A 26,074-nucleotide genomic window follows, 5' to 3' on the forward strand; every position below is an offset into this window, starting at 1 on the left:
GTGTTGGAACGACGTGTTGTTGTGGTGGTGTACACGGGCGCGATGGCCCTGGACATCACAGGACCGATTGAAGTGTTCGATACGGCGAACCGGCTCCTGGGCGCCTCGGGCACCCCCTACCGGACCGAGTTCGTCTCCGCCGACGCACCACTGGTGCGCATGAGTTCGGGGGTGGTGGTGGAGGCCTCGCCGCTGGAGGCGGGGCAGGGCCCGATCGACACGCTCCTCGTGCCGGGCGGATGGAGTCTGAACAACGCGCTCCGGGACCAGGCGCTCGTGTCCTGGATCGGCCGGGCGGCGGCCCGCTCGCGCAGGGTCGCCTCCGTGTGCGGCGGTTCCTTTCTGCTGGCCGAGGCGGGCCTCCTCGACGGCAGACGCGCCACCACGCACTGGGCGTACAGCGAGGCGATGGCGTGCCGCTATCCGGATGTGACGGTGGACGCCGAGCCGATCTTCGTCTGGGACGGCCCCTTTGTGACCTCCGCGGGCGTGTCGACGGGCATCGACATGGCGCTGGCGCTGGTGGAGGCCGATCACGGATCGGCGCTCGCTCTGGAGACGGCACGGTTTCTGGTGCTGTTCCTCAAGCGGCACGGAGGACAGTCCCAGTACAGCGCCGTCCTCGACGCCCAGCTGGCCGACCATCCGCCGATCCGGGCGGCACAGGAGTGGATCCTGGACAACCTGGACAGTCCGCTGCCCGTGGCCGACATCGCGCGGCAGGCCAACATGAGTCAGCGCAACTTCGCCCGGGTCTTCCGGCGCGAGGTGGGCACGACACCCGGCCAGTACGTCGAGCGGACGCGTATCGCCCGCGCACGCGAACTGCTGGAGACCACAGACCTGACGATCGGTCAGATAGCCGGCCGCTGCGGATTCGCCACTACCGAGACGTTCTTCCGCTCCTTCGGACGAACTCTGGGGCTCACCCCCAAGGAGTACCGGCACCGCTTCCAGGTGATCTCGCCGTGCGGCTTCATCGACCGGCACCACGAGCGGGAGGGGAGCCCCGCATGACCCCCACGACCTCGGAATTACGCGAGACCCGAACGGTACGCCTGGTCGACTGTCTGGCCGGGGAACTCGCCCGGGCCGGCGTCACCCACGTGTTCGGCGTCGGCGGCGCGAACATCGAGGACCTGTTCGACGCGGTGCACCGCGGCGGCACCATCCGCGGCGTCGTCGCGAAACACGAGTTCTCCGCCGTCACCATGGCCGACGGATACGCACGTACCACCAGGCGCCTCGGCGTCGTTGCCGCCACCTCGGGCGGTGGGGCGATGAATCTCGTGCCGGGTCTGGCCGAGGCGTACGCCTCCCGGGTGCCCGTACTGGCCCTGGTGGGCCAGCCGCCGACCGGCCAGGAAGGGCACGGGGCGTTCCAGGACTCCAGCGGCAAGGCGGGCTCCTTCGACGCACGGGACGTCTTCGCGCCCGTCTCCCGGTTCTGCGCCCGGGTCGATGACCCGGACTCACTCACGGAGTTGCTGCCCCGGGCAGTCGCGGCGGCTCAGGCCGATCCCCGCGGGCCGGCCGTGCTGTTGCTACCCAAGGACGTGCAGCAGGCGCGGATCCAGGTGCCCGTCCGCGACCCGGCACCGGCACCGGGCGGTCCCGCGACGGCATCCGCGGCGCGGCTCGACACAGTTGCCGTCGGGGCCGTTTCGGACGCCCTTCGCGGGGCCGGTCGCGTCCTCGTCATCGCCGGTGAGGATGTCGCCGCCGCCGACGCGCGTGGGGATCTGGCCGAACTGGCCCGCCGCCTCGGGGCATGGGTGGCGGTCACCCCGGACGCCAAGGACGTCTTCGACAACCGTGATCCACGGTTCGCGGGCGTGGCCGGGGTGATGGGCCACGCCAACGTCGAGGCCTGTCTGCGCCGGGCCGACCTGTGCCTGCTGGTGGGTACCCGGCTGCCGCTCCTGGCACGCGGCGGTCTCGACGGGGCCCTCGCCACGACCGAAGTCGTGTCCCTCGGCCCCGAACCGCCGTTCGTGGCAGGCACCGCCCTGGGCGGGAACCTGCGGGACGCGCTGCGCGCGGTGACCCTCCGACTGCCGGCGCGCCCACGCCCCTGCCCGCCGCACGCCGGCCCCCTTCCCACACCCGTGCCGGGCCCGCTCTTCCAGTCCCTGGAGCGAACCGTGCCCCACGCCCAGGCGGTCGCCGCGGTGGCGGCGGCACTCCCCGAGGACGCACACGTCTTCGTGGACGCCGGCAACGCAGGTGCCAGCGCGATCCATCTCCTCCCGGCACCGCGCCACGGCCGCTTCGTGGTGGCGGTCGGCATGGGCGGCATGGGCTACACCTTCGGCGCCGGCATCGGCGCCGCGCTCGCCACCGGCCGACGCACCTACGTCCTCGCCGGCGACGGGGCCTTCTTCATGCACGGGATGGAGGTGCACACCGCCGTGGAGTACGACGCGCCCGTGACGTTCGTGATCTTCAACAACAACGCCCACGCCATGTGCGCGCTGCGGGAGGAGTTCCTCCAGGGCGGCGTCCGCAGCGACGACCTGTTCGCCCCGAGCGACCTCGCCGCCGGAGTGGCCGCCGCCTTCCCGTCCCTGCAGGCCACGGCGGCCGCCGACGCGGCGCACCTGCGCACGGCACTGCTGCGCGGCAACGCGGGCGGCGGCCCGGCGTTCGTCGCGGTGGCCTGCGACCCGCGGGAGATCCCCCCGTTCCTTCCCTTCCAGTCCTTCACCGAAGCCACCAACAGCAAGGAGGGTTCAGATGAGCGAGGAGTCGTCCACGTTGGCTGACATCCCCGGTCTGGTCCGGATCGAGAACAACGACAAGGAGGAACTGACCGCCCACTGCATGGAGCTCACCCACGCGGTCTACCCGCACCATCAGGTCTACGGGCAGTACTGCACCATCCACGAGTACGTCGACTGCCCCCCGGAGCAGGTCTACGACTATCTGCGCCAGGGGCACCACCTGGAGGAGTGGACGTGCAGTCTGCGGGACTTCGCGCCCACCGGCACACCGGGGCTGTGGGTCGGTCACGACCGGCTGGAGGACGACACCAGGATCTACTGCAAGGTGCTCGCCAACCCCGAGGCCATGACCGTGGACTACCACTGCTCCTGGGACCAGGGCGAGAAGCTGTGGATGATCTACCTGATGCGGGTCGTCCCGGCCCGACTGGTACTCGACAAGCCCGGTTCGGTGATCACCTGGACCAACTGCCGGCACCCCTACTACGACGACAATCCGCACCCCGACCTGGCTCCCCGCCCGGACCGGCCCTGGGTGGGCGACTACTGGGACCTCTTCTACGCGGGGCACACCGTGGAGATGAACAACCTCAAGGCCATCCTGGAACACCGCCACCGGCGCGGCCTGCCGGTCAGCTCGGCTCCGCAGCGGGCGGTGGCGCGGTGACCACGGTCAGCCTCACCGACGTCGCGAGCTACCTGCCCGGTGAGCCGGTCCCCGCGGCGTTCTACACGGAGTTCCCCGGAGCCGAGGACAAGCTCCGCAACCACCCCATGTTCAAGGTCCCGCCGTTACGGCACCACGTGGCCAGGAACGAGACCAACGCGGACATGGTCGAGCGCGCCGTACAGCCCCTGATCGAACGGCACGGCGCGGCGGAGATACGCGGCGTCGACGTGCTGTTGGTGCACAGCCAGTTGCCGGACCTGCCGTTCGTGGGCGCCGGAACCGAGGTGGCGCGCCGGCTGGGCCTGAACCCGGAGTGGCTCGTCGACGTGGCCAACGCGGGCTGCGCGTCCTTCGTGTACATGCTGAAGTTGGCCCGGCAGATCCTCACCTCCACCGACGCGAAGACCGCGCTGATATGCAACGCGCAGAGCGCCGCCGGGCAGTGGTTCACCCAGTCCGAGGTGCGCAAGCTCGCCCAGGCGGCGATCCCGGGCGACGGGTGCGGTGTGGGGTACGTGACGACGTCGGCGCAGTCGCCGGTGCTCGACGTGGAGACCCGGCACATCGGCGCGTACGCCGGCGACATGACCGTGGCGGTCGACGACGGTCGAAAGTACTGGGAGCCGGGAGAGTCCCAGCTGCGGATCGGGTTCACCGACGCCAGCGTCGCCAAGGTCCTGGCCCGCGGGAACCGCCTGGTCCCCGAGGTGGTCACGGACCTGTGCCGGCGGCTCGGCGTGGCGAGCACCGACATCGACGCCCTCATCACCAACCAGCCCAACCGCACCTTCCTCCGGAACTGGCGAGAGGCGCTGCAACTGCCGGCCGAACGGCACCTGGACACCTTCGACGCATACGGGAACCTGTTCGGAGCGGCGATCCCGGTCACCTTGGACCGCGCGATCAGCTCCCGGCAGGTGGCGGACGGCGACCTGATCGTGCTCGGGGGGTTCGCCCACGCGGGCGACTTCGCCGGTGCCGTCGCCGTTCGCTGGCACGGCGGACGGGACTGAGCCATGGACATCCCCGTACTGCACCGGCTCGCCCTGAACGAGAGCCCGTATCCCCCGCTGCCCTCGGTACGCGAGGCGATGCGACGGGCCATCGCACAGGCCCACCGCTACCCGCAGTTCCACCCCGACGACCTCACCGAGCGGATCGCCGCGTGGTGCCGGGTGACCTCCGACCGCGTCGCGGTAGGCAGCGGATCCGTCGGCGTCGCCCTGCAGTTGCTCCGGGCAGTGGTCCGGCCCGGCGACACCGTGGCCTACGCCTGGCGCACGTTCGACGCCTACCCGCTCCTGGCCGCCATGGTCGGCGCTCAACCTGTCCCCGTACCCCTGTCGCCGGACGGACACCAGGATCTGGGCGCGCTGCTCGCGGCGCTCGACCACCGCACCCGCGTCGTGGTGCTGTGCAATCCGCACAACCCCACCGGAAGCCTCGTCACCGCCGACGCACTGGCAGCCTTCCTGCGCCAGGTCCCCCGGCACGTCACCGTGCTCCTCGACGAGGCGTACATCGAGTTCGCCCGCGACACCGACCTGCCGGACACACTCGCGCTCCTGGACGCACACCCCAACCTGCTCGTGCTGCGCACCTTCTCCAAGGCCTACGGCCTTGCCGCCCTCCGGGTCGGCTACGCACTCGGCGCCTGCGACCTGGTGGCACGGATCCGCCGGCAGCAGCTGCCGTTCGGGATCAACGCGGTGGCGACAGCGGCGGTGAAGGCCTCGCTGCGGGCCGAGAGCCAGCTGCGCCAACGCGTGGACACCATCGTCGCCGAACGCGAACGGCTCCGGGGTGAACTCGTGTCCCTCGGCTGGTGCGTACCCCCCGGCCACGCCAATTCCGTCTGGCTCGCCGCACCCGATCCGATCGACGAGAGCGCCGCAGCACTCAGCGACGCCGGTGTCCAGGCCCGCCACTACCCCGGCGAGGGACTCCGGCTCACCGTCGGCAACCGGAACGCCAACGACGCTGTGCTGACCGCGCTGGCGGGACTGCGCGCGCAACAACCCCGCCAGTAACGCCTGAGGCCGGACCCCGGGGCCTTTCCGTTCTCATGTGCCGACGAGCTTGCCCGGACCTGGGACGGTACGGAAACGGAACGGCTCCGGGTCGCGGCCGGGCTGGATGAACCAGCACTCCCCGGTGCCGTCACCGGTGACGATCCGCAGCACGGTGTCCGCCACGACCTGGGCCGGGATGATCGGCAGTGACTGCTCGGAGAGCATGTCGCGCAGCGGGTCGATGATCCGCGACTCGGCGAACCCGGGGCAGACGGCGTTGAAGCGCACGTTCTCCGGCGCGAGAGCCGGCCCCAGGGAGCGGGCAAGTCCGACGACCGCGTGCTTGTTGGCCGCGTACAGGGGATCGAGCGGTACGGCCGCCAGGCCCGCCAGCGACGCGGTCGCCACGATCACCCCGCCACCGCGGGCCCGCAGTGCCGGCAGCAGTGCATGGGTGCCGAAGACCACGCCGTCGAGGTTGGCTCCCATCGCGCGACGGTAGCGGGCCAGGTCGAAGTCCTCACCGAGCCCGCATCCGGTCGCCACCCCGGCGTTGAGCAACGCGATGTCGACCCCGCCGCAGGTCTCCTGGGTGAAGTCCACCAGCGCACGGTTGGCGTCCGGGTCGGAGACGTCACAGGCGCGGAAATGGCCGCCGATCATGTCGGCCACTTCGCGGCCGCCCCGGGCGTCGAGGTCCGCGACGACCACGCGCGCCCCCGCCTTCGCCAGCGTCAGTGCCGTGGCCCGGCCCAGTCCACTCGCGCCTCCGGTGACAATGGCCACCTTGCCCTGGAGCGCGGCGCCGTCCGTCTGTCCTGGCCGGGCCGCGGCGTTGCTCTCGACGGTGGTCATGCCAGCTCCAGGACGAGCTTGCCGACGTTCTCCCCGCGGAAGAGCATCTGCAGTGTCTCTGGGAAGTCGTCCACACTCCCCCTCACCACGTGTTCCTTCACCTTGATGCGGCCGGCAGCGATCCAGGCCGAGATGTCCTGCGCGGCCTGCGCGTAGCGCTTGGCGTAGTCGAAGACGACGAAGCCCTCCATGCGGGCGCGGCGCACCAGCAGCGAGAGGTAGTTGGACGGGCCCTTGACCGGCGTGGCGTTGTTGTACTGACTGATCGCACCGCAGACCACGACTCGTGCGTGCATCGCCAGTCGCGTCAGGGCCGCATCGAGGATGTCCCCTCCGACATTGTCGAAGTAGACGTCGATGCCGTCGGGGGCCTCCCGGCGCAGCGCCTTCCTGACGTCCTCGGCGCGGTAGTCGATCGCCGCGTCGAAGCCCAGTTCGTCGATGAGCATGGCGCACTTCTCCGGCCCTCCGGCAATGCCGACGACCCTGCAGCCCTTGGCCTTGGCGATCTGACCGGCGATGCTGCCGACCGCCCCGGCCGCCCCCGACACCACGACGGTCTCGCCGTCCTTCAGTGACCCGACGTCCAGCAGGCCGAAGTAGGCGGTCATGCCGGGCATGCCCAGCGCGCCGAGATACGTGGAGGGCGGGGCGAGGGAGGTGTCGATCTTCATGGCACCCCTGCCGTCCGAGACCACGTACTCCTGGACGCCGAACATGCCGACCACGTGATCGCCGGGCTGGAAGTCGGGGTGGTCGGACGCGGTGACCTCGATGACCGAGCCGGCGCGCATCACCTCCCCGATGCCCACCGGTGGCAGGTAGGAGGGACGGTCGTCCAGCCAGCCGCGCATCGCCGGGTCCAGGGAGATGACGCGCGTCCGGCCCGCGAACCGGCCCGGGCCCGCCTCCTCGACGGGCTCTGAACAGTGCTGCCAGTCCTCGGGTTTGACCTCGCCCACGGGTCGGGCTGCCAGACGGATCTGGCGGTTGGTCGCAGACATCGCGCCTCCTGTCACTCAGGGCTTCGCCGCAGCGTACCGACCAGTAGGTATGCATGGACATGTGTAGTGCGTCACATGGCCACGTAAACGTACCGACCCCAAAACGTGACCACCAGCGGACTTACAGGCATTCCAACCAGTCGGTATCGTGCGCCGCCACACCCCCCGCCAGTCCACCTCCACGGATCCGAGCCGTAGCGGAAGGCCCTGCGATGACATACGCCGACGACCACCGGTACCCGCCATCAGAAACGGAATGGCCTCCGCGGCATACCGAGCCCTGGTCCTACGGACACAACGCCCCGGGGTACGAGCCGTACGGGCAAGCCCCTTGGGACGAGCCGTACGCGCACGCGACCCATCGCAACGGTGCCGACCTGGCCGCCCTGCGCTCGGCCTACCGCCTGCTCCGCCGGACCTCCACGCTCACCGCGCTCGGCTCCTTCGTGATGTATGTCGTGCTGTCCTGCTGTGCACCCGGCCTGATGGGCGCCAAGATCGCCGGAGAGCTGAGCCTCGGAATGGCCCTGGGGGTACTCCAGCTCGTCGTCACCTTCGCGGCGGTCTTCTGGTACGGACGCAGTGCACAACGCTCGGTGGATCCGTTGGCCCGCGCCGTCAGGGAGCACGCGGTTCCCGCCGGCGGGCACACGGGGGTGGCGAGATGAACGGCTTCGGCTCGGGGACGCAGGCCATCGTCCTGGTCCTGTTCACCACACTGGTCACCGTCACGCTGCTGATGTGCGTCATGGCGGGACCGGACCGGGAGGACCTGACGAACTTCTACACCGGCTACCGCTCCCTCACTCCGCTCAAGAACGGTCTGGCGATCGCGGGCGACTACATCTCCGCGGCCACCGTGCTGAGCACCACCGGCATCATCGCGCTCGCCGGATACGACGGTTACGTCCTGGCGGTCAGCACCGCCCTGTCCCTGGTGCTGCTGATGTTCCTGCTGGCCGAACCCCTGCGCAACGCAGGCCGGTTCACCATGGGCGACGTCCTGGCCCGCAACATGCCCGGACGGGCCGTGCGCGTGGCAGCCTGCGTGGTGACGCTCTCGGCGACCCTGCCCTTCCTGGTCGTCCAGCTCTCCGGGGCCGGGTCGCTGCTCACCTTCATCCTCGACATCCCGCACGTGGCGGGCGCCAGGACGGTGTGCATCGTCATCGTCGGCAGCCTGATGATCATTTACGCGGCGCTCGGCGGCATGCGGGGCACCGCGCTCATCCAGATGATCAAGATCGTGCTCCTGCTCGGCACCAGCGTCGTCGTCGCCGCCCTCGTACTGAACCGCTTCGACTGGAACCCGGGGGACGTCCTCAGGGCGGCCCAGCACGGCAGCGGCACAGGCCCCGCCTTCCTGCAACAGGGGCTCCAGCTCGGCACCTCGTCCCTTGACCGGCTGGACTTCGCCAGTCTCCAGATCACCGTGGTGCTCGGCGTGGCCTGCCTGCCCCACATCACGATGCGTCTGTACTCCGCGCAGGACGTGCCGGCCGTGCGCCGCTCCATGTCGTGGGCGGTGGGCACGGTCACCACGTTCTGCCTGCTCGTGATCATCATGGGTACGGGGGCGGCGGCGCTGGTGGGGTCGCGCTACATCACGGCGACCGACCCGCACGGCAGGACGTCGGTACTCATGCTCTCGCAGGTGCTCGGCGGCGCCCCCGACTCGGTGGGCTCGACCATTCTCTACTCGGCCGTCGCGGGCATGGTGTTCATCACCCTGCTGTCGTCGGTCGCGGGGATGACCCTGGCCGCGGCCTCGTCGCTCGCCCACGACCTGTTCGCCCATGCGGCGCGGCGGGGCCATGCCGAGCCACGCACGGAGATGACGGTGGCGGTGTGGACGAGCGTGGCCGTGGGAACCGTGGCCATCGCGCTCTCCACCCTGCTCCAGAACGTGGACGTCGGCGTGCTGACCACGCTGGCCATCTGCATGGGGGCATCGGCGGTGGCGCCGGCGCTCACCTACTCCCTGTTCTGGCGAGGTTTCACGCGCACCGGCCTGCTGGCCACCCTCTACGGCGGCGCCGCCAGCGCGCTGCTGCTCATGGTGTTCTCCAAGGCCGTTTCCGGCACACCTACCGCCGTCTTCCCGCACGCCGACTTCGACCTGTTCCCCATGCAGTCCACCGGACTGGTCTCCGTCCCGTTCGGATATCTGGCGGGGTGGCTGGGCAGCCGTCTGGACCACCGGCGGCGCCCCGCCGACAGCCGCGAGAACCGGCGGTTGTACGAGGAGAGCGAGGCACGGCTGCTCGCCGCGGCCGAGTGACCACATGGGCGGCGGCGGACCACAGCGGTGTCGGTGCCGCCGCTGTGGTCCGCCCGGTCCGCGACGGTCAGGTGAGCGTGCCGGTCAGTGGTTGTTCGGTCCACACGGTCTTGCCCTCGCGGGAGTAGCGGGTACCCCAGCGTTCGGCCATCTGGGCCACCAGGAACAGGCCGCGCCCGCCCTCGTCGGTGGTGCGTGCGCGGCGCAGATGGGGTGAGGTGTGGCTGGTGTCGCTGACCTCGCACACCAGACTCCGTTCCCGGATCAGCCGCAGGGTCGCAGGGCCGCCGGCGTACCGGTAGACGTTGGTGACCAGTTCGCTGGCGATCAGCTCGGTGGTGAACGCCAGGTGCTCCAGCCCCCATTCGGTGAGCTGGGCCGTGGTCAGTTCCCGGGCCCGGGCCGCGCTGGCGGGCTCCGGAGGCAGACGCCAGGAAGCGACATCCTCCGGTGGCAGCCTGCGGGTGCGGGCGATCAGCAGAGCGACGTCGTCGCTGGGACGCGAGGGCACGAGCGAGTCGACCACCGCCTGGCATGTCCGTTCCAGGGCGTCCGCAGGGCGGCTGAGCGCTGCGCACAGCTTGCTCAGGGCGGTGTCGGCATCGATGTGGCGTTCGCCGATGACTCCGTTGGTGTACAGGCACAGCAGGCTTCCCTCGGCCAGATCGATCTCCCGGGCCTCGAACGGCAGTCCGCCCAGGCCGAGCGGTGGGCCGGCGGGCAGGTGGAGCGGGGCCGCCTGTCCCTGCGCAGCGGTCACCACCGGCGGCGGGTGACCGGCGCGAGCCATGGAGCAGCGCCCGGAGACCGGGTCGTAGACGGCGTACAGGCAGGTGGCGCCGAGGACCTGCTCGACCACGGGCCGTTCGCCGGCTGCTTCCTGTTCGGCCACCAGCAGGTTGACGAGGTCGTCCAGACGGGAGAGGACCTCGTCCGGTTCCAGGTCGAGGCTGGCGAGCGTGTGTACGGCGGTGCGCAGCCGGCCCATGGTCGCGGCAGCGTGGATGCCGCGTCCGACCACGTCGCCGACGACGAGGGCGACCCGGGCCCCGGACAGGGGGATGACGTCGAACCAGTCGCCGCCCAGGCCCGGGGCCGCGCTGGCCGGCAGGTACCGCAGGGCCACCTCGACGGCCGACTGCCCCGGAACGGCCCGGGGCAGCAGGCTGCTTTGCAGGGTGAACGCGGTCTGTTGCTGCTGGGTGAAGCGCCGGGCGTTGTCGATGGCGACGGCGGCACGCGAGGCGAGTTCCTGGGCGAGGGTGAGATCGTCCGCCTCGAAGGGATCGGGGCGGCGCGAACGCCACAGGGTCATGACGCCCAGCACCAGGCCACGTGCGACCAGTGGTACCACGATCAGGGAGTGGACGCCCAGGTCAGGAGCGTGGGCTCCCTGATGGCCCTCCGTCGAGAACCAGTCGGGCGGGAGAACCGGTTCCAGAACGGGCCGTCCTTCGACCAGGCACCTGGCCTGGGGGGTGTCGGGCCCGAACTCCACGCGTTCGCCCTGGGGGTGGGGCGGGCCGGGCCGCTGGGCGCCCACGCTGCAGGTTCCCAGTCGGACCACAGGCCCGGTCAGGGCGCGCGTCGGCTCCTCACCGCCCGTCACCGGCTGCAGCAGGTCCACCGACGCGTGGTCGGCGAGGTGAGGCACCATCACCTCGGCGAGTTCCCGGGCGGTCTCCGCCACGTCGAGGGTGGTTCCGATGCGGCTGCCGGCCTGGTCGAGGAGTGCGAGGCGCCGCTGGGCCCGATGGCGTTCGGTGATGTCCTCGATCATCTCGGCCACGCCCAGGACCCGGCCGGAGGGGTCCTCCATGGGGAAGGACGAGACCATCACGACCCGTTCGCGGGTCGGATCCCACTCCAGGCGAGCGAACTGCTCGGAGTAGACCAGCGGCTTTCGGGTCTCCATCACCTGGCGCACCCGGTCCACGGCCTTGCGTGCGTCGTCGGGGAGGAGAAAACAGCCGGTGGGCAGCCCCCGGAAGTCCGCCGCCGGCACGCCGCTGAAGCGTTCGATGGCCCGGTTGACCCGCAGCAGCCGCAGATCGGGGCCGTGGACGACCAGGCCGATCGGGCACCGGCGGTACAGCCCGTCGAGAACCGCGCGGTCTCTCTGCCACTCCAGGACGTCGACCGCGGGTGCTCCGGCGAGAATCCACTCACGGACCCGGTCGTCGCGGGAGAGCGCATGGGCCCTGATCCCCATCTCCACGAGCCGCCCGTCGCGGTGCCGCAGCTTCAGCACCCCGAACCAGCCGCCCGCTCTCCGGCACTTCGCCGCGGCCTCCCGGACTGACTGCAGCTCGCGAGGACCGACGAGGACCTCGAATGCCCGACGGCCGACCACGGCGGTGTCCGGATGGCCGAGCAGTTCCTGCGCCCGCCGGTTCCATCCGACCACGACTCCCCGGTCGTCGAGCACCGCCAGGGCGGCGAGGTGCAGGGCAAAGGGATCGTCGTGGCCTTCGCTGAGCTCCGTCATCCGCTTCTCCACCGCTGGACACCGCTCGGAGTTTCCGCATGCACGCCGACCTGTTGATGTCGTGCAAGGCTATTCAAACCCGGTGGGAGCCGGACCTCGTGGAGGCGTCCCCAGCTCGCGTGCCGCCAGGGCCCAGCTGAGCTCCACCGCGGTGTCCGGAGCGTCCAGGCTGCTGCCGGTCAGCTCCTCGAAACGGCGCAGACGGTAGCGGACGGTGTTGACATGGACGTGTGCGCTGCGGGCGACTTCGCGGATGCGCCGTCCCCGCTTCAGGTACTCCCGCACCGACTCCTCGATGAGCGCACCGAACTCCCCCTCCGCCTCCAGCGGGCGCAGATAGCGGTCGAGCAGCAGCTCGGCGAGTTCCGGTTCGGCGACGACCGCGACCCGCCAGGACAGGTCGCTCAGGTCGTACACGCCACGCAGACCGTACGCACGGGCGGCCTCCAGCATCCTGCCTGCGGCGCGGAAGGAGCGGTGCACGGAGGCCAGGTCCGCCGGCGGGCCGAGCCCCGCCGTCACCTCCAGGTCACCGGTCTCCGGCTTTGCCTCGACGACTCCGGCGACAGCCTCGTCCAGCACGGTGAGCAGCGCGCCTCGGCCGTTCCTGCGGCCCTGCGACTCCAGGGAGCGTTCCAGGGCGTCCGGACCGACGTTCCCGCTCGGGACGGCTCTGACGGCCCGGTACGGCCGCGACGGGTCCAGGCCGTAGATCGCCGCGCCGCTGTGGATCTCCGCCGCGCTCAGCGTCCCGTAGAGCAGTCCGCGCAGGAAGTCGGCGCTGCGGCGGGCGTCGAACAGGGCGGAGTCGACCTCCGCCTGCCGGTGAACGGCTGCGATCTGCAGGCTCGCGACGTCAGCGAGCTCCCACAGGCACTTGGTGCGGTCGACGATGAGGCCGGGGTCCAGGCCGCGTTCGGTCGCCTCGGCGAGGAACAGATCCCGTATGGCGCTCAACGCCAGGCGGAAGGCGCGGAGCCCGTCGCCGAGCGGCCGGGGCCGTCCGCGAACTCGGCGCGCTCGACGCGCTCGTGGTCAACGTCGGCATCGGACTCGGCGCGGGCCTGGCGGACACCTCACCGCAGCAGTGGGAACGCGTGCTCTCGCTCAACCTGAGCGCCCCCTTCCTCGCCGCCAAGTACGGACTGCCCGCGATCGCCGACGGAGGATCGATCGTCTTCGTCGGTTCCGTGGCGGGTCTGCGCGCCGCCACCAACTCGCCCGCCTACGACAGTTCCAAGGCCGGCCTGTTCGGTCTCACCCGCCATGTCGCCAAGGAGGGCGCACCGCGCGGGATCCGCGCCAATCTGGTCGTCCCGGGCCTGATCGACACCCCGATGGGCCGCGAGGCCTCGGCAGGGCGTGCGTCGCGTTCCGCCTCGTTCACCCGCATACCGCTCGGACGCCAGGGCACCGCCTGGGAGGTGGCCGAAGCCGTCACCTTCCTGCTCTCCGACCGCGCCTCCTACATCACCGGACAGAGCCTGGTGGTCGACGGTGGGCTGAGCGCCGTCTGAACACATGGGCGGGTTTCAGGACTCCGGGGCGGCCGTCATCAGCGTGTCGAGCACCGAGTCCAGATAGCGTCTGCCGTCCTCGCCGGCCGGGAGGGTCTCCGGCACCGCGTGGGTCAGCTGGGTGTGCCCGAGGTAGCCGGTGTACGCCAGCAGTGCACGGCGGCGTGCCTGCTCCGCGGGGAAACCCAGTTCCACGAAGAGCTGCGCCAGGTAGCCGACTCGACGCTCCGTCACCCGGCGCAGTACGGCGGCAACCTGCGGGTGTCCGGCCGAAGCGGGCAGGGAAACCTCCAGCGGGTCGTGGGCGGCGAGTTCGGACGCCTCGGAGAACAGCCTGCGCAGCCGCTTCTCCGGATCCGGCTCGGACGCCAGCCCCGCGATGATCGCCTCGGTCGCCCTCTGCTCCCAGCGGTCGAGTGCGGCCTCGATCAGCGCCTCGCGGTTGGCGAAATGCCAGTAGAAGCTGCCCTTGGTGGTGCCCAGACGAGCGGCGAGCGGCTCGACGGCGACCGCTGTGAGACCCCCTTCGCCCATGGCTGACAGGGCCGCGTCCGCCCAGTCCTGCGCCGTCAGCCGCTTCCGGCGACTCTCGTCGCCCACCCCGTCACGCCGTCGCACCATGCCCATACGCTACCGTATGGTCGACAACATACGGCAGCGTATGGAGGCGCGCTATGCGCAGGTTCCGCACGATCCGCAATGTCCACGAGCGCACCATCGAGGCCCCCGCAGAGGCCGTCGGGGCCCTACTCGACCGCCTTTCCTCGCCCCACGACCCGATCTGGCCCACGCCGGCCTGGCCCCCGATGCTCTTCGACCGACCCCTGGGCGTCGGCGCGGACGGCGGCCACGGCTTCGTCCGCTACCGCGTCACCGCCTACGAGCCCGGCCGCCGCGCCCGCTTCGACTTCAACCCGCCCGTGAGCGGCCACCATGAGTTCGTCATCGAGCCGCTGAGTCAGGATCGCTGCCGCGTGCGGCACAGCCTGGAGCTGGAACGCCGCGGCCCGATGGTTCTGCGCTGGGCCCTGGCGGTGCGGCGGATGCACGACACGGTGGTGGAAGAGCTCTTCGACAACGCCGAGCGGGCCGCCACCGGGGCGGCGGCCAACCCTGTCCGCTGGTCGCCGTGGGTCCGGCTGCTCCACCGGCTGACGTGGGAGAGGGCCGCCGCGAGCGACCTCCCGACGGGCGCTCGCCTGGCCCGTGCCGCCTTCGAGCGGACCGACTACAGCGACGCGTGGCGGATGACGATGCGTCCGGGGATGCCCCGGGACCCCGAGTCCTGGCGGGGTGTCCTGCGGGGCGCATCCTTCCCCGTGGTGGGCCGCGAGCGCGGCGAGGTGCTGCTGGGTGAGGACGCCGGCCACCTCGACTTCCGCGCCTCGATCTTCGTCGACGACCGTCAGGTCACGCTCAGCACGGTGGTGCGGATCCACAACTGGCGCGGCAGGTTGTACTGGGCCGTGGTCAAGCGCGTCCACCCCTTCATGGCCCGCACCATGCTCCGCCGCATCCACCGGCGCATCGCCCTCACAGCTCCCAGCGCCGCCGAGCGCGCACGGTATCCCACGCCAGAGGAGCGTTCACCTGTTTCGAGGGGCCTCGTCAGAGGAAGCTGACGCCCTGGGCGAGGGCGAGTTCACTCGAATAGTTGATGGTGTTGGTGGCCGGGCGCATATAGGCCTTCCAGGCGTCCGAGCCGGACTCCCGGCCGCCGCCGGTGTCCTTCTCGCCGCCGAAGGCACCGCCGATCTCGGCTCCGGAGGTGCCGATGTTGACGTTGGCGATGCCGCAGTCGGAACCGGCGGCGGACAGGAAGATCTCGGCCTCCTGCTGGTCGCGGGTGAAGATGCTGGACGACAGGCCCTGGGGGACGTCGTTGTGCACCGCGATCGCCTCGTCGAGGGTGTCGTAGGTGAGGACGTACAGGATCGGTGCGAAGGTCTCCTCCCGTACGACGTCGGTCTGTTCGTCGACGCGGACGAGGACGGGCTCGGTGTAGGCGGCCGCGGGTGCCGCCTCGGCCAGGCGCCGGTTTCCGCCGGCCAGGATCTTGCCGCCCTGGGCCTGGACCCGGGTCATGGCGCCCCGCATGGCGTCGAGCGCCGCGGTGGAGATGAGCGGGCCGACCAGGGTGGAGTCGTCGAACGGGTTGCCGATGGGCAGCTTGGTGTAGGCGGCGGTCAGTCGCTCGATGAGGGCGTCGGCGATGTCGCGGTGGACGATGAGGCGGCGCAGGGTGGTGCAGCGCTGGCCCGCGGTGCCGGCCGCGGCGAAGACGATGGCCGGGACGGCGAGGTCGAGGTCGGCGGACGGGGTGACGATCGCGGCGTTGTTGCCGCCGAGTTCCAGCAGGCTGCGGCCGAAACGGGCGGCGACGCGGGGGCCGACCTCGCGGCCCATGCGGGTGGAGCCGGTGGCACTCACGAGGGCGACGCGGGGGTCGTCGACGAGTTGCTCGCCGACTGCACGGTCGCCGAGCAGGAGGCGGTGAACGTCCCGGGGCGCGCCGACCTCGTCGGCGGCGCGGGCGAGCAGGTGGTGGCAGGCCAGGGAGATCAGCGGCGTGAGCTCCGAGGGCTTCCAGACCACGGTGTCGCCGCAGACGAGGGCGACGGCGGTGTTCCAGGACCACACGGCGGCGGGGAAGTTGAAGGCGGAGATGACACCGACCACCCCGAGCGGATGCCAGGTCTCGGCCAGCCGGTGGCCGGGGCGTTCGGAGGCGATCGTACGGCCGTAGAGCTGACGGGACAGGCCTACGGCGAAGTCGCAGATGTCGATCATCTCCTGGATCTCGCCGAGCGCCTCGGAGCGGATCTTGCCCGCCTCGATGGTGACGAGGTCGGCCAGGTCGCTCTTGTGCTCGCGCAGCAACTCGCCCAGGCGGCGCACGAGTTCGCCGCGGCGCGGCGCGGGCGTGGTGCGCCAGGTGAGGAAGGCCGCACGGGCGGCTGTGATGGCCTCCTCGGTGTCCGCGTCGGTGGCTGCCGTCAGCCCGAAGAGGTTCTCGCCGGTGAGGGGGGTGCGGGCAGGGAAGTCGTTGCCCTCCGCCACGTCGACGCCGATGTTCCTGAGGCCGGCGCGGGCGCGGGCGCGCAGGTCGTCCGTGGTGGGCAGTGCGGTGCTGGTCATGGTGGTCCTTGTGGGTAGGTGTGAGGAGTCAGCCGAGGGCGCCGGTGAGGCCCAGCTCATGGGCGACGTGTGCGATGGAGTGGTTCTGCTGCTGCTCGTAGAGGGCGAAGGGATCCAGGACCTCGCGGCCGATGGCGCCGGAGAGCCAGCCGGCCTCGTAGGCGGTGCCCTGCTGGTCGTTGTCGCGGGTGCCCTCGCCGCTGAGGTTGGACTGGAAGATGCCGGCGGCGGAGCGGGGCAGGAAGTCCTCGTAGACGATCGGCTCGGCGTGTACCCAGCCCTGCTGTACCAGTTCGCTGATGCTGGTGGGCGGCTTGCTGCCGTCGCGGGGTCGTTCGCCCGCGAGCCGGTAGGTGAAGTAGGCCAGCCCCTCGGCGGCGAGTTCCTGCTCGCTGCCCGGCATGTGCCGCTCCCATACGGCGCGCGCGATGTCGCTGCGGGCCTCCGAGGGGTTCCGGGACGCCTGCTCGTCGATGTGGCCGAGGAGTTCGTCGTACAGGGCGCGGCCCTCACGGGTGAGGGCGATGCCGCGGGCCTCGACCTCGCCGAAGCGTACGCGCAGGGCGCCGTCTTCGACGCTGCCGTCCGCGAGGCGCATGGCGCGGGGCTCGGCCAGGGCCCGGAAGGAAGTCTGCCGCAGCAGCACATCGGGGCCCTTCCAGGCCGGCGGACCCTGGATGGTGTCGATCATCTCGATGCCGCGCTCGGTCATACGGCGGTACAGCTCGTCGATGTCGAGGACACGTGGGGTGAGGTGGTTGATGTGCGTGCTGCGTACGCCGCCGATGTCCGCGGCGACGGCGGAGATCCGCTCCAGCGTCTCGTACCACGCCCTGTCGACCGGCTCGCTGGACAACTCGAAGGCGGCCACGGCAAGGTGCAGGAAGCGCTCGGCGTCGTTCCCCGGCAGTTCCCGGTCGGCTTCGGCCCGGTCGGCCAGCGCGAGCAGTTCCGGGGGAAAGAGTTCGCGGCTTGCGAGGAAGTTTTCCAGGCGCGAACGCAGATCGGCGTCGAAGAAACGGGGGTCGGCGGGGGTGAGCAGGGAGGTGAACACCCGGAAGGGGTTGCGTGCCAGTTCCTCGCCGTCGATGGGCCGGAAGGCGGTGGAGACGACGGGGACGGCACTGGCAGCGGCCTCCCGCAGGTCGTAGAAGCCGACCGGGTGCATGCCGAGGGCGGCGAAGACGCGGGCCACCTGCTGCAGTTCCCGCGGTGTGCCGACGCGGATCGCGCCATGCCGCTCGGCGGTCACCCGGCCGATGGAGCCGAGGCGTTCGGCGCCGGCCCCCCGCGCGCGCAGGACGTCCTCGTTGACCTCGCGCGAGACGTCCACCAGCGTGGTGTAGGCGGGCACCTCCTGCCCGTACATCTCCGACAACCGCGCGGCGAACGCGGCCCGCAGCTGCCACTGACTGATCGTCGACATGGTTCGGCCTTTCGATCGGGGGTCACACCACGTGAGCTTCGGGGCGGATCTCGGCGCCGTGGTGGAACCGGTCAGCTCCGAGCGGGGAGATGTCGGTGAACGGCGCGCGCTCCAGGTACAGGTCGCGCATGACCTCGCCGACCGCGGGCGCCTGCAGGAAGCCGTGACCGGAGAACCCGGTGGCGTACAGGAAGCCCGGCAGCTCACCGGAGCGGCCGATCAGCGCGTTGTGGTCCGGCGTGACCTCGTACAGGCCCGCCCAGCCGCCGATGGTCTTCATGTCGGCCAGAGCCGGGGCGCGATGGCGGGCGGCGGTGCGGAACAGCTCGAGCCAGTCCGGGGTCCAGGTGGTGTCGAAGCCTTCCTTCTGGTCGGGGTCGGCGAGGCCGAAGAGCAGTCCGTCGTCGCTGTTGTGGAAGTAGGCGGACGACGAGAAGTCGATGGTGAACGGGATGCGCGGGGCGGGCGGGGTCAGCGGCACGGTGAAGGCCAACTGCCGTTTCACCGGCCGTACCGGGAGGTCGACGCCGACCATGTCGCCGATGTGCGCCGACCAGGCGCCTGCCGCGCAGATGACGGTGGAGCACGCGATGCGGCCCTGGTCGGTGTGCACACCGGTGACGCGATCGCCGGCCGTGTCGATGCCGGAGACCTCCGTGTGGGTGGCGATGGTGACGCCGGCTCGCGCCGCGGCCCGCGCGTATCCCTGGACGACCAGTCCGGGGCGGGCGTGTCCGTCGGCCGGGGAGTACACGGCGGCGACAAGACCGTCGGTGCCGACGTAGGGACACAGGCGCTGGGCGTCCTCGGGGCTGATCATGCGGCTCGGCACGTCCAGGCTGTTCTGCAGCTCGACGCCGGCCTCGAAGTCGCTCACCTGCTGGTCGCTGTCGAGCAGGAAGAGGTAGCCGACGGTGTCGAGCCCGATGTCGGCGCCGGGCCGGTGGCGGAACTCCTGGTAGGCGCGCAGGCTGCGGTTGCCCAGTTCGATGTTGAGCGGGTCGGAGAACTGGGCGCGTACTCCTCCGATCGGTTTGCCGGAGCTGCCGCAGCCGAGCTCGCCACGCTCGACGACGACGATGTTCCGCACCCCCGCCTCAGCGAGGTGGAACGCGGTGCTCACACCCATCACGCCGCCACCGATGATCACGACATCGGCAGAGGCGGGAACGGTGCGGAAGGCGGAGGAGGACAACGGGCCGCTCCCTTCAAGGGGCCCCCTCGGACCCGGACGGTCCGTTTCCAGGGTGGCGGGCTGTCAGTACCGGGTGATGCCGATCAGCTGTCTGTGCGTCATCGTGGAGCAACCTCACCGTTGACGTCCATCAACGATCAGTGCTTCTGATCTTTTAGGATTCCTATATGGACTGGTCGAGTGCGCAGTTGCGCTCCCTGGTGGAGCTGACCAGGCGCGGCACCATCACCGCGGTCGCGGAGGCCCTGGGATACACCCCCGGCGGGGTCTCGCAGCAGATCACCGCGCTGGAGAAGGCCACCGGCATGCAACTGCTGCGGCGAGCGGGGCGGCGAGTGGAGCTCACCGACGCCGGGGTGACGCTGGCCCTGCACGCCGAGCGCATCCTCACCACGGAGGCTGAGGCTGTCGAGGCGCTGGAGCGCACCCGCAACGAGATCTCCGGCACGCTGCGCATCGGCCTCTTCGCCACGGCCGCCGCCGAGATCCTGCCACCGGCTCTGCGGCAGGTACGCGAGCGGCATCCAGGTATGACCGTGCGCAGCCGGGACATGGACGTGGACGAGGTGTACGACGCGGTCGCCGGGGGAAGCGTCGATCTGGCGCTGGGGCTGGACTACCCGGACGTGCCCATCCCGCGAGATCCGTCCCTGCGGGTGATGGAGCTGTCCAGGGAACGCTTCTCGCTCGCGGTACCCACCGGGGCCATGCCCGGCCGGCCGGAGGTCTCGCTCGCCGACACCAGGGAAATGGGATGGATCCTGCCGTCGGTCGGCAGCTACTACGGTCGCGCCGTGCTCACCGCCTGCCGCCGGGCCGGTTTCGAGCCGCAGGTGCTGCACGAGGTGACGGACACGGCCGCCACCCTGGCCCTGGTCGAGGCCGGCGTCGGGGTCAGCGTGGTGACGGATCTGATGCTCCGGCTGCGCCCGTCCAGCCTCGATGTCCTGGGCCTGCACGAGGTGATGATGCGTCATATCGTCGTGGTGTTCCGTTCGTTCGCGGAACACCGACCGACGGTGGCGGCCCTGGTCGACGTCCTGAGGGCCTCCGCGGGCCGGCGCCCGCCGGTCCCCGCCCAGGCGTGAGCAGCGAGCCGGGAGCACACCCTGACCGCACGAGGAGGGCAAGAGCCGGGCATCCGAAGGGATGAGGTCCGGAGGGCTACCGGGTGTCAGTTCTTGCCGGAGAGACGCCAGATCTGGTTCTTCTTGGTGCTCAGCGCGCTCGCCGGGTCGCAGGTCCACTGGTGGATCAGCGCGCCGGCCGTGGTGGAGACGTTGCTGACGTCGACGCACTTGCCGCTGTGGACGGCTACCAGCTGGTAGTCCTTGCTGTTGCCGAGTGCGGTCACGGGGTTGAGGGTGAACTGCTGGTTCGTTCCGCCGTTGCAGGTGTACTGGATGACAGCGGCGCCGTCGGCGGTGGACGCCCCGGAGACGTCCAGGCACTTGCCGCTGAGCTCGTTCACCACGGTGTACGTGTTCGTCTTGCCGCTCACGGGCTTGAGGTCGAGCATCTGCTGGTAGCCGCCCTCGCAGTACCACTGCTGGTACTGCGTGCCGTTCGCGGTGCTCAGGTTGGTGTCGTCGAGGCACTGCCCGCTGTTCTCGCTGACCGCGACGGTCGAGATCGTCGTGTTGGACGGCGGCAGCAAGGTGACGGTGTAACCGTCCTTGGCGTTCGACCAGGGGACGCTCACCGAGGCTGCGTTGTTGCTGACGGTCAGGGTGGTGTCGGAGATCGTCTGCGGTCCGGCCACCGCGGCGCCGCCGTTGTACGGGACACGCTGGACGACCGCACGAACTTGACCGTTCTCCACCACCGACGTGGTGTTGAGTCCGGTGAGGTTCACGGTGACCGTGCCGGTGTTGCCGCTGCTGCCGAGCAGGATCTTGGCGTTCCTGGCGGTGTTGTCCTTGGTGGCGAGGCCGTCGGTGTTGGTGCCGGGGACGAAGTTGACGATGTTGCCGGTCTGCGAGCCGTAGTAGCGGTACATGAACCACTCGCCCAGAGGCAGGTACTGTCCGGTGCTGTTCTTGGTGAGCAGGTTCGCCTCGTCGTCGTGCAGTCCGGTGCCGGAGGCCCAGTTCCCCCGCAGACCGTCGGCGCCGGCGCGCTCCAGACGGCCGATGAACCAGGCGCCGCCGCCCGGGGACTGCATGGACAGGGTGGCGTACTCGTTGATCTGGTACGGGCGCGTGTTGGTCAACCCGGCTGCTGACAGCGTGGAGTTGGCTCGGCCGACGTCGGTGGCGGGGTCGCCCGGCTCGTCGTGCCAGCTGTAGATGTCGGGGGCGACGTTGTTGGCCTTGACGTAGTTCAGGTAGGTGGTCCACCAGGTGTTGGATGGGTTCGGCTGGGAGGCCATGCTGGGTCCGACGATGAGCTGGCCCGGGAAGGCCGCCCGGACCCGGGCGTGGAAGCGCGACCACATCTGCAGGTACTGCGCCTGCGAGGGCTTCCAGAACCCGGCACCGTCGGGCTCGTTCCACAGATCCCACTCGACGGTCATGTTGTTGGCCTTGACGTCGTTGATGAGCTGCGTGACGAAGCTGTCGAACTGCGTCCAGTCACCGTTGTCGCCCGGCCATCCCTGGTTGGTGGTCCCGTCCGCGCCCCACAGGTCGTGCGGGAGCAGCACGAACGTGCCGCCGAGCGCGACCGTCCGCTTGTACTGCGCGAGGGTCGAGTTCCAGCGGGTCCGGTAGTCGGCCAGGCTGGTGGCGTACCCGCCGCTGTTGAGTTGCGCGCCGCCGGCCCGCATGAAGTGCCACTTGATGTCCTTGAAGAAGTGGTCCTGCGGCAGCGAGCCGTCCGGCGTCATGCCGTAGATCATGCCGGACGCGTGGAAGGTCGGGGCACCGCCGGCGGTGGCGAAGTCGACGGTGACGCTGGTGTCCACGGCCTGGGAAGGGGTGGCGGGCACCAGGGTCGAGGCGACGGCCGCCATGAGGACGGCGACGCAGGAGAGGGCTCGGCGTCTGGTGCGGGTGGCGGTTCCGGGGATGGGCGACTTCATTGTGCGGCTCCTGGGGAAAGGAGAAGGAACCGGGGCCCGAGTGGTCCCGGGGCTGTGGGGAGGCAACCGGTCAGTGGCCGTCTCGGTGTACGTGCGCTTCCGCGAGGAGGAGGTAGCTCGCGGCGGTCCAGGTGTAGGCGCGGTCGCGCAGGCCCGTTCCGGCGAGGGCGTCGAAGTTCTCGGCGAAGCCGTGGATTTCGCACAGGGCGCGGAAGCGGGCGCTGATGTCGTCTGCCAGCCGGTGGTGGCCGGCGCGGCGCAGGCCGTCCTCGATCAGGACCGTGGCGGGGGCCCAGATCGGGCCGCGCCAGTAGCCGTCGGCGAGGTAGTGCGGTGAGGTGGTCAGTTCGGTGGCCAGGCCGTACGGCGTCAGGTGGGCCTTGATGCGGTCGGCCAGCGCACTGCTGATCTCGCCGGGCAGGTGCTCGCCCAGCACGATGGGCATCAGGTCGAGGAGGCTGGCGCTGCTCCAGGTGTACCCGGTCTCGGCCCCCCGGGCGACGAACCGGTCGCCGGTCCACAGCTGGGCGAACAGTGCCGTCTGTATCTCCTCGGCCGTGCGAGCCCACCGGGACCCTTCGTCCGGCCTGCTCAACTCGGCGGCCAGAGCGGCGAGTTCGTGCAACTGAAGGACGAGGAATGCGGCCAGGTCAGCGGTGACGACCACCCGCTCGGGATCGAAGGTGGTGGCGTTGTCCCAACCACTGTCGTTGCCGTGCTGGTAGTAGGCGAGTTCGGCTCCGGGCGCGCGCCGTGCGGTGAGCCAGAAGTCGGTCCAGCGCGTCAACCGGTCGTACGCCTCGGCCAGTTCGGCCAGGCTGGGCGGTGTCGGCAGTCGGCGGCGGAGGTGGCCGAAGGCCCAGCCGTGGATGGGCGGCTTGACGAAGTTGTGGAGGACCTCGGAGTGGGTGACCGAGTCGGGCAGGGCGCCGGAGGCGTCCTGGTGATCGAAGGGCAGGTGGAATTGGTCCAGGGCCAGCTGCGGTGCTCCCGGGGCCAGGGCCAGGGCGTTGAAGCAGTGGTCCCAGCTCCAGACCTTGTCCATCCAATGCTTGGACATCAGCACGCCGGGCCGGGTGACCAGGCCCGTCGGCCGTACGGTCGCCGACCAGAGGACGTAGGCGGCGAGTTCGGCGGCCGGGGTGGCGGACGAGCGCCAGGGAGCCACCGCGTCCACGAAGTCCGCGAACCCGCCCCGCGCGGACTCCACGATGTCGTCGAAGCCCTCCGAGGACGCGTACGGCGGGCGGGCGGTGTCGAGTTCCTCGACCGCGATCTCCCAGGTGTCGTTCGTCTCCGCGGTCACGGCGACACCGCGGTCGGCGCTGCCCAGGGCCTGGGCTCCGGCCGCCTCGGCGAGGGTGCCGGACAGCACGGTGACGCGGTAGCGGCGTCCGGTCTCGTACGACGTGAAGATGTGCGCGTCCGCCGCCGGGTCGTGGAAGAAGTACGTTCCGCTGAACGCGGTCAGGGCCTGCGCGGCGGCGAAGACGCCGAAGCCCAGTCCACTCCCCCGCAGGCGCACGGTGTCCGGCGACTCGTAGGCGAGGTCGACGCGCCCGCTCTCGCCGATCCAGCCGAGCGAGGCTGGGGTCGCCTCGACCCGGGTCTCGGCGCGGTCGCCCGTCGCCGGGTCCAGCGGGACGAGGCGCAGGACGCCGTGCATGCCGTTCTGGTGCGAGACGAGGTGGAGGTCTTCGGCGTACGTCTTCTCGGCCACCACGGGCGATATGTCGAACCAGGATCCGTACGTGCTGAACGGGATGTCATGGACGGAGAATGCCGGGCCGGATCGGGCGGCGGTCATGTGGTGTGACTCGTTTCTGGAGCAGGGGGCGATGGCCGGCCGACGCGCGAGAGGGTCGGCCGACGTGGCGGGGGGCTCAGTCCTTGACGGCGCCGGCGGTCACGCCGGCGGCGACGTAGCGCTGGGCGAGGACGAGGATGACCGCTGCGGGCAGCGAGGCGACGACGGCGGTGGCCATGATGGCGTTCCACTGCTGGTTGTTGTTGCCGATGTAGTGGTAGATGCCGAGAGTGATCGGCTCGTGAGCACCGCCGTTGACCAGGGTGCTGGCGAAGACGAAGTCGGACCAGGACCACAGGAACGCGAACAGGGACACCGTGACGACGGCGTTGCGGCTGATCGGCAGGACGATGGACCAGAAGGTACGCAGGGGTCCGGCGCCGTCGGTCGTCGCGGCCTGGAGCAGTTCCCCGGGGATGCCGGACATGAACGCGGTGAAGATGAGGACGCCGAAGGGGACGGCCAGGGTGGAGTCGGCGACGATCAGGCCTGGGACGGACTGCAGCAGGCCGAGCTGGAGGTAGATGGCGTAGAAGCCCATCGCCATGATGATGCCGGGGATCATCTGGGCGGCCAGCAGCACGAAGTTCAGGATGCCTCCGCCGCGCGGGCGCAGCTTGGCCAGGGCGTAGCCGGCGGGTGCGGACAGGGCGACGGTCAGGACGACGGTGCCCAGGCCGATGACGAGGCTGGTGCCGAGGTAGGGCAGCTGCTCGTCCAGGACGGTCCGGTAACCGGACAGGGTGCCGTGCAGCGGCAGCAGGTTCGGCGGGCTCTTGCGCATGTCCTGGTCGCGGGTGAGGGAGACGTTGAGCATCCAGTAGACCGGGAAGAGCATGATCGCGGTCAGCAGGACGCCGATCGTGGTCTTCACCCACGTACGTTTGCGGCTTCGGCTCATGACAGCGCCTGCTTTCTCTGCGCCCGGACGTAGACCAGGCCGAAGACCAGTGCGGCGACCACGAGCAGGTTCCCGACGGCCGCGCCGGGGCCGAAGGCCGGCAGGAGGTTGCCGAAGCCGAGCTGGTAGGACCAGGTGGCGAAGGTGGTGGACGAGTCCGCCGGGCCGCCCTTGGTCATGATCCAGATGATGTCGAAGACCTTGAGCGTGTAGATCAGCCCCAGCAGCAGGGTGATCGCGGACACCGGGCGCAGCAGCGGGAAGGTGACGCGCCAGAAGCGCTGCCAGGCGTTCGCCCCGTCGATGGCGGCGGCCTCGTACAGGTTCGAGGGGATGGACTGCAGGCCGCTGTAGAGGACGACCAGGTTGAACGGGACGCCGATCCAGATGTTCGCGATGATCACCGAGGTCAGCGACCAGGACGGCGAGGTCAGCCAGTTCACCGGCCCTATTCCGATGGCGTGCAGGGCGGCGTTGACGACGCCCGACTCGCTGCTCAGCATCCACGACCAGGTGGAGGCCGAGACGATCAGCGGCAGCAGCCAGGGCACCAGGAACAGGGCACGGAGCGTGGCCGAGAGCCGGAAGTTCTGGTTGAAGAACACCGCGAGGGCGAGTCCGATGGCGTACTGGAAGCCCAGGCACACGGCGGTGAAGACCGCGGTGTGGAGCAGGGCCGGGGCGAAGGTCGGGTCGGCGAAGACGGTGCGGTAGTTCGCCATACCCGTGAACGGCGCATCGCCCTGGACGAAGGAGCGGACGGTGTAGTCGCGAAGGCTCAGGTCAAGGTTGCGGTAGAGCGGATAGGCGTAGAAGAGGGCGAGGTAGAGGGTCACCGGGGCGAGGAAGCCCCAGGCGGCCCACTGTGTGGAGGTGGGCCGGCGGCGTTTCGCGGCGGGGGCCGGGGGGGGGGGGGGGGGGCCCCCCCCCCCCCCAACACGCTCCAACCAGGGTTCCCGGAAATTTTTTGTGTGGGTTCCCCAAAACACCCTGGGTCGGGTCACCTTGCGGCAGAACGGGACAAAAACAAAGAGC

Annotated in this window: 21 protein-coding genes and 1 pseudogene; 10 read left to right on the top strand and 12 right to left on the bottom strand. The window is 70.4% G+C overall.

The window, feature by feature from the left end:
- Genes ACZ418_RS31095 through ACZ418_RS31115 form a run of 5 tightly spaced genes read left to right on the top strand, consistent with a single transcriptional unit; the run spans position 1 to position 5,423 of the window.
- Positions 1–1,017, top strand: a complete 1,017-nt coding sequence (locus ACZ418_RS31095) for a GlxA family transcriptional regulator (RefSeq protein ID WP_468369550.1) — start codon at positions 1–3, stop codon at positions 1,015–1,017.
- Complete coding sequence (locus ACZ418_RS31100) at positions 1,014–2,765, top strand: thiamine pyrophosphate-binding protein (protein WP_468369553.1); 1,752 nt, start codon at positions 1,014–1,016, stop codon at positions 2,763–2,765. The genes ACZ418_RS31095 and ACZ418_RS31100 overlap by 4 nt, the downstream gene beginning before the upstream one ends.
- Positions 2,737–3,390: an SRPBCC family protein gene (locus ACZ418_RS31105; protein ID WP_468369556.1), complete on the top strand. Its 654-nt coding sequence runs from the start codon at positions 2,737–2,739 to the stop codon at positions 3,388–3,390. The genes ACZ418_RS31100 and ACZ418_RS31105 overlap by 29 nt, the downstream gene beginning before the upstream one ends.
- Positions 3,387–4,406 (top strand): 3-oxoacyl-ACP synthase III family protein, encoded by a 1,020-nt coding sequence (locus tag ACZ418_RS31110; protein ID WP_468369559.1) that lies wholly within the window; start codon positions 3,387–3,389, stop codon positions 4,404–4,406. Before ACZ418_RS31105 ends, ACZ418_RS31110 begins: the two co-directional genes overlap by 4 nt.
- 3 nt (positions 4,407–4,409) lie before the next feature.
- Positions 4,410–5,423, top strand: a complete 1,014-nt coding sequence (locus ACZ418_RS31115; protein WP_468369562.1) for a histidinol-phosphate transaminase — start codon at positions 4,410–4,412, stop codon at positions 5,421–5,423.
- A 33-nt stretch (positions 5,424–5,456) separates the two neighbouring features.
- On the opposite strand, the gene ACZ418_RS31120 is transcribed toward ACZ418_RS31115, so the two are convergent.
- Both ACZ418_RS31120 and ACZ418_RS31125 read right to left on the bottom strand, forming a co-directional pair.
- On the bottom strand, positions 5,457–6,260 hold the full coding sequence (locus tag ACZ418_RS31120; RefSeq protein ID WP_468369564.1) for an SDR family NAD(P)-dependent oxidoreductase: 804 nt from the start codon (positions 6,258–6,260) through the stop codon (positions 5,457–5,459).
- Positions 6,257–7,264 carry an NADP-dependent oxidoreductase gene (locus tag ACZ418_RS31125; protein ID WP_468369567.1) on the bottom strand — a complete coding sequence of 336 codons (1,008 nt, stop codon included), beginning with the start codon at positions 7,262–7,264 and terminating at the stop codon, positions 6,257–6,259. Before ACZ418_RS31125 ends, ACZ418_RS31120 begins: the two co-directional genes overlap by 4 nt.
- A 212-nt stretch (positions 7,265–7,476) precedes the next feature.
- On the opposite strand from ACZ418_RS31125, the gene ACZ418_RS31130 reads away from it, so the two are divergent.
- Both ACZ418_RS31130 and ACZ418_RS31135 read left to right on the top strand, forming a co-directional pair.
- Positions 7,477–7,932: a DUF485 domain-containing protein gene (locus ACZ418_RS31130; protein WP_468369569.1), complete on the top strand. Its 456-nt coding sequence runs from the start codon at positions 7,477–7,479 to the stop codon at positions 7,930–7,932.
- Complete coding sequence (locus ACZ418_RS31135) at positions 7,929–9,545, top strand: sodium/solute symporter (RefSeq protein ID WP_468369572.1); 1,617 nt, start codon at positions 7,929–7,931, stop codon at positions 9,543–9,545. Before ACZ418_RS31130 ends, ACZ418_RS31135 begins: the two co-directional genes overlap by 4 nt.
- Before the next feature lie 67 nt (positions 9,546–9,612).
- Here the strand turns inward: ACZ418_RS31135 and ACZ418_RS31140 are convergent, their stop codons facing one another.
- Positions 9,613–12,033, bottom strand: coding sequence for a SpoIIE family protein phosphatase (locus tag ACZ418_RS31140; protein ID WP_468369575.1), 2,421 nt, complete (start codon positions 12,031–12,033; stop codon positions 9,613–9,615).
- A gap of 69 nt (positions 12,034–12,102) precedes the next feature.
- Entirely contained in the window at positions 12,103–12,990 is an 888-nt protein-coding gene (locus ACZ418_RS31145) for a PucR family transcriptional regulator (protein WP_468369577.1), read from the bottom strand.
- Between the two features lie 44 nt (positions 12,991–13,034).
- Here ACZ418_RS31145 and ACZ418_RS31150 point away from each other — a divergent pair.
- A pseudogene (locus tag ACZ418_RS31150) lies at positions 13,035–13,550 on the top strand (SDR family NAD(P)-dependent oxidoreductase); the annotation flags it as partial.
- A gap of 15 nt (positions 13,551–13,565) precedes the next feature.
- On the opposite strand, the gene ACZ418_RS31155 reads toward ACZ418_RS31150, so the two are convergent.
- Entirely contained in the window at positions 13,566–14,171 is a 606-nt protein-coding gene (locus tag ACZ418_RS31155) for a TetR/AcrR family transcriptional regulator (RefSeq protein WP_468369579.1), read from the bottom strand.
- Positions 14,172–14,224: 53 nt separating this feature from the next.
- On the opposite strand from ACZ418_RS31155, the gene ACZ418_RS31160 reads away from it, so the two are divergent.
- Positions 14,225–15,172, top strand: a complete 948-nt coding sequence (locus ACZ418_RS31160; RefSeq protein WP_468369582.1) for a DUF2867 domain-containing protein — start codon at positions 14,225–14,227, stop codon at positions 15,170–15,172.
- On the opposite strand, the gene amaB is transcribed toward ACZ418_RS31160, so the two are convergent.
- The 3 genes from amaB to ACZ418_RS31175 are packed head-to-tail and all read right to left on the bottom strand — an operon-like array spanning position 15,159 to position 19,309.
- Positions 15,159–16,688, bottom strand: coding sequence for an L-piperidine-6-carboxylate dehydrogenase (gene amaB / locus ACZ418_RS31165; protein WP_468369585.1), 1,530 nt, complete (start codon positions 16,686–16,688; stop codon positions 15,159–15,161). The two genes, ACZ418_RS31160 and amaB, sit on opposite strands and share 14 nt — an antisense overlap.
- A gap of 28 nt (positions 16,689–16,716) precedes the next feature.
- Positions 16,717–18,114, bottom strand: coding sequence for a 2-oxoadipate dioxygenase/decarboxylase (gene hglS / locus ACZ418_RS31170; RefSeq protein ID WP_468369587.1), 1,398 nt, complete (start codon positions 18,112–18,114; stop codon positions 16,717–16,719).
- 22 nt (positions 18,115–18,136) lie between these two features.
- Entirely contained in the window at positions 18,137–19,309 is a 1,173-nt protein-coding gene (locus ACZ418_RS31175) for an NAD(P)/FAD-dependent oxidoreductase (RefSeq protein WP_468369590.1), read from the bottom strand.
- Between the two features lie 167 nt (positions 19,310–19,476).
- Here ACZ418_RS31175 and ACZ418_RS31180 point away from each other — a divergent pair, with 167 nt between their 5' ends.
- Entirely contained in the window at positions 19,477–20,397 is a 921-nt protein-coding gene (locus ACZ418_RS31180) for a LysR family transcriptional regulator (protein WP_468369592.1), read from the top strand.
- An 86-nt stretch (positions 20,398–20,483) separates the two neighbouring features.
- Here ACZ418_RS31180 and ACZ418_RS31185 read toward each other — a convergent pair whose 3' ends face one another.
- The 4 genes from ACZ418_RS31185 to ACZ418_RS31200 form a co-directional block, all read right to left on the bottom strand.
- The gene (locus tag ACZ418_RS31185; protein WP_468369594.1) at positions 20,484–22,331 is read right to left on the bottom strand and encodes an RICIN domain-containing protein; all 1,848 of its coding nucleotides are present in this window, start codon (positions 22,329–22,331) and stop codon (positions 20,484–20,486) included.
- A 70-nt stretch (positions 22,332–22,401) separates the two neighbouring features.
- A complete protein-coding gene (locus ACZ418_RS31190) occupies positions 22,402–24,138 on the bottom strand; it encodes an amylo-alpha-1,6-glucosidase (protein WP_468369597.1) in 1,737 nt (578 codons plus the stop codon).
- Positions 24,139–24,214: 76 nt separating this feature from the next.
- A complete protein-coding gene (locus ACZ418_RS31195) occupies positions 24,215–25,039 on the bottom strand; it encodes a carbohydrate ABC transporter permease (protein ID WP_468369599.1) in 825 nt (274 codons plus the stop codon).
- Positions 25,036–25,986, bottom strand: coding sequence for a carbohydrate ABC transporter permease (locus ACZ418_RS31200; protein WP_468369602.1), 951 nt, complete (start codon positions 25,984–25,986; stop codon positions 25,036–25,038). The genes ACZ418_RS31195 and ACZ418_RS31200 overlap by 4 nt, the downstream gene beginning before the upstream one ends.
- Positions 25,987–26,074: the final 88 nt, after the last annotated feature.

Source organism: Streptomyces sp. NPDC030820, from assembly GCF_055572075.1.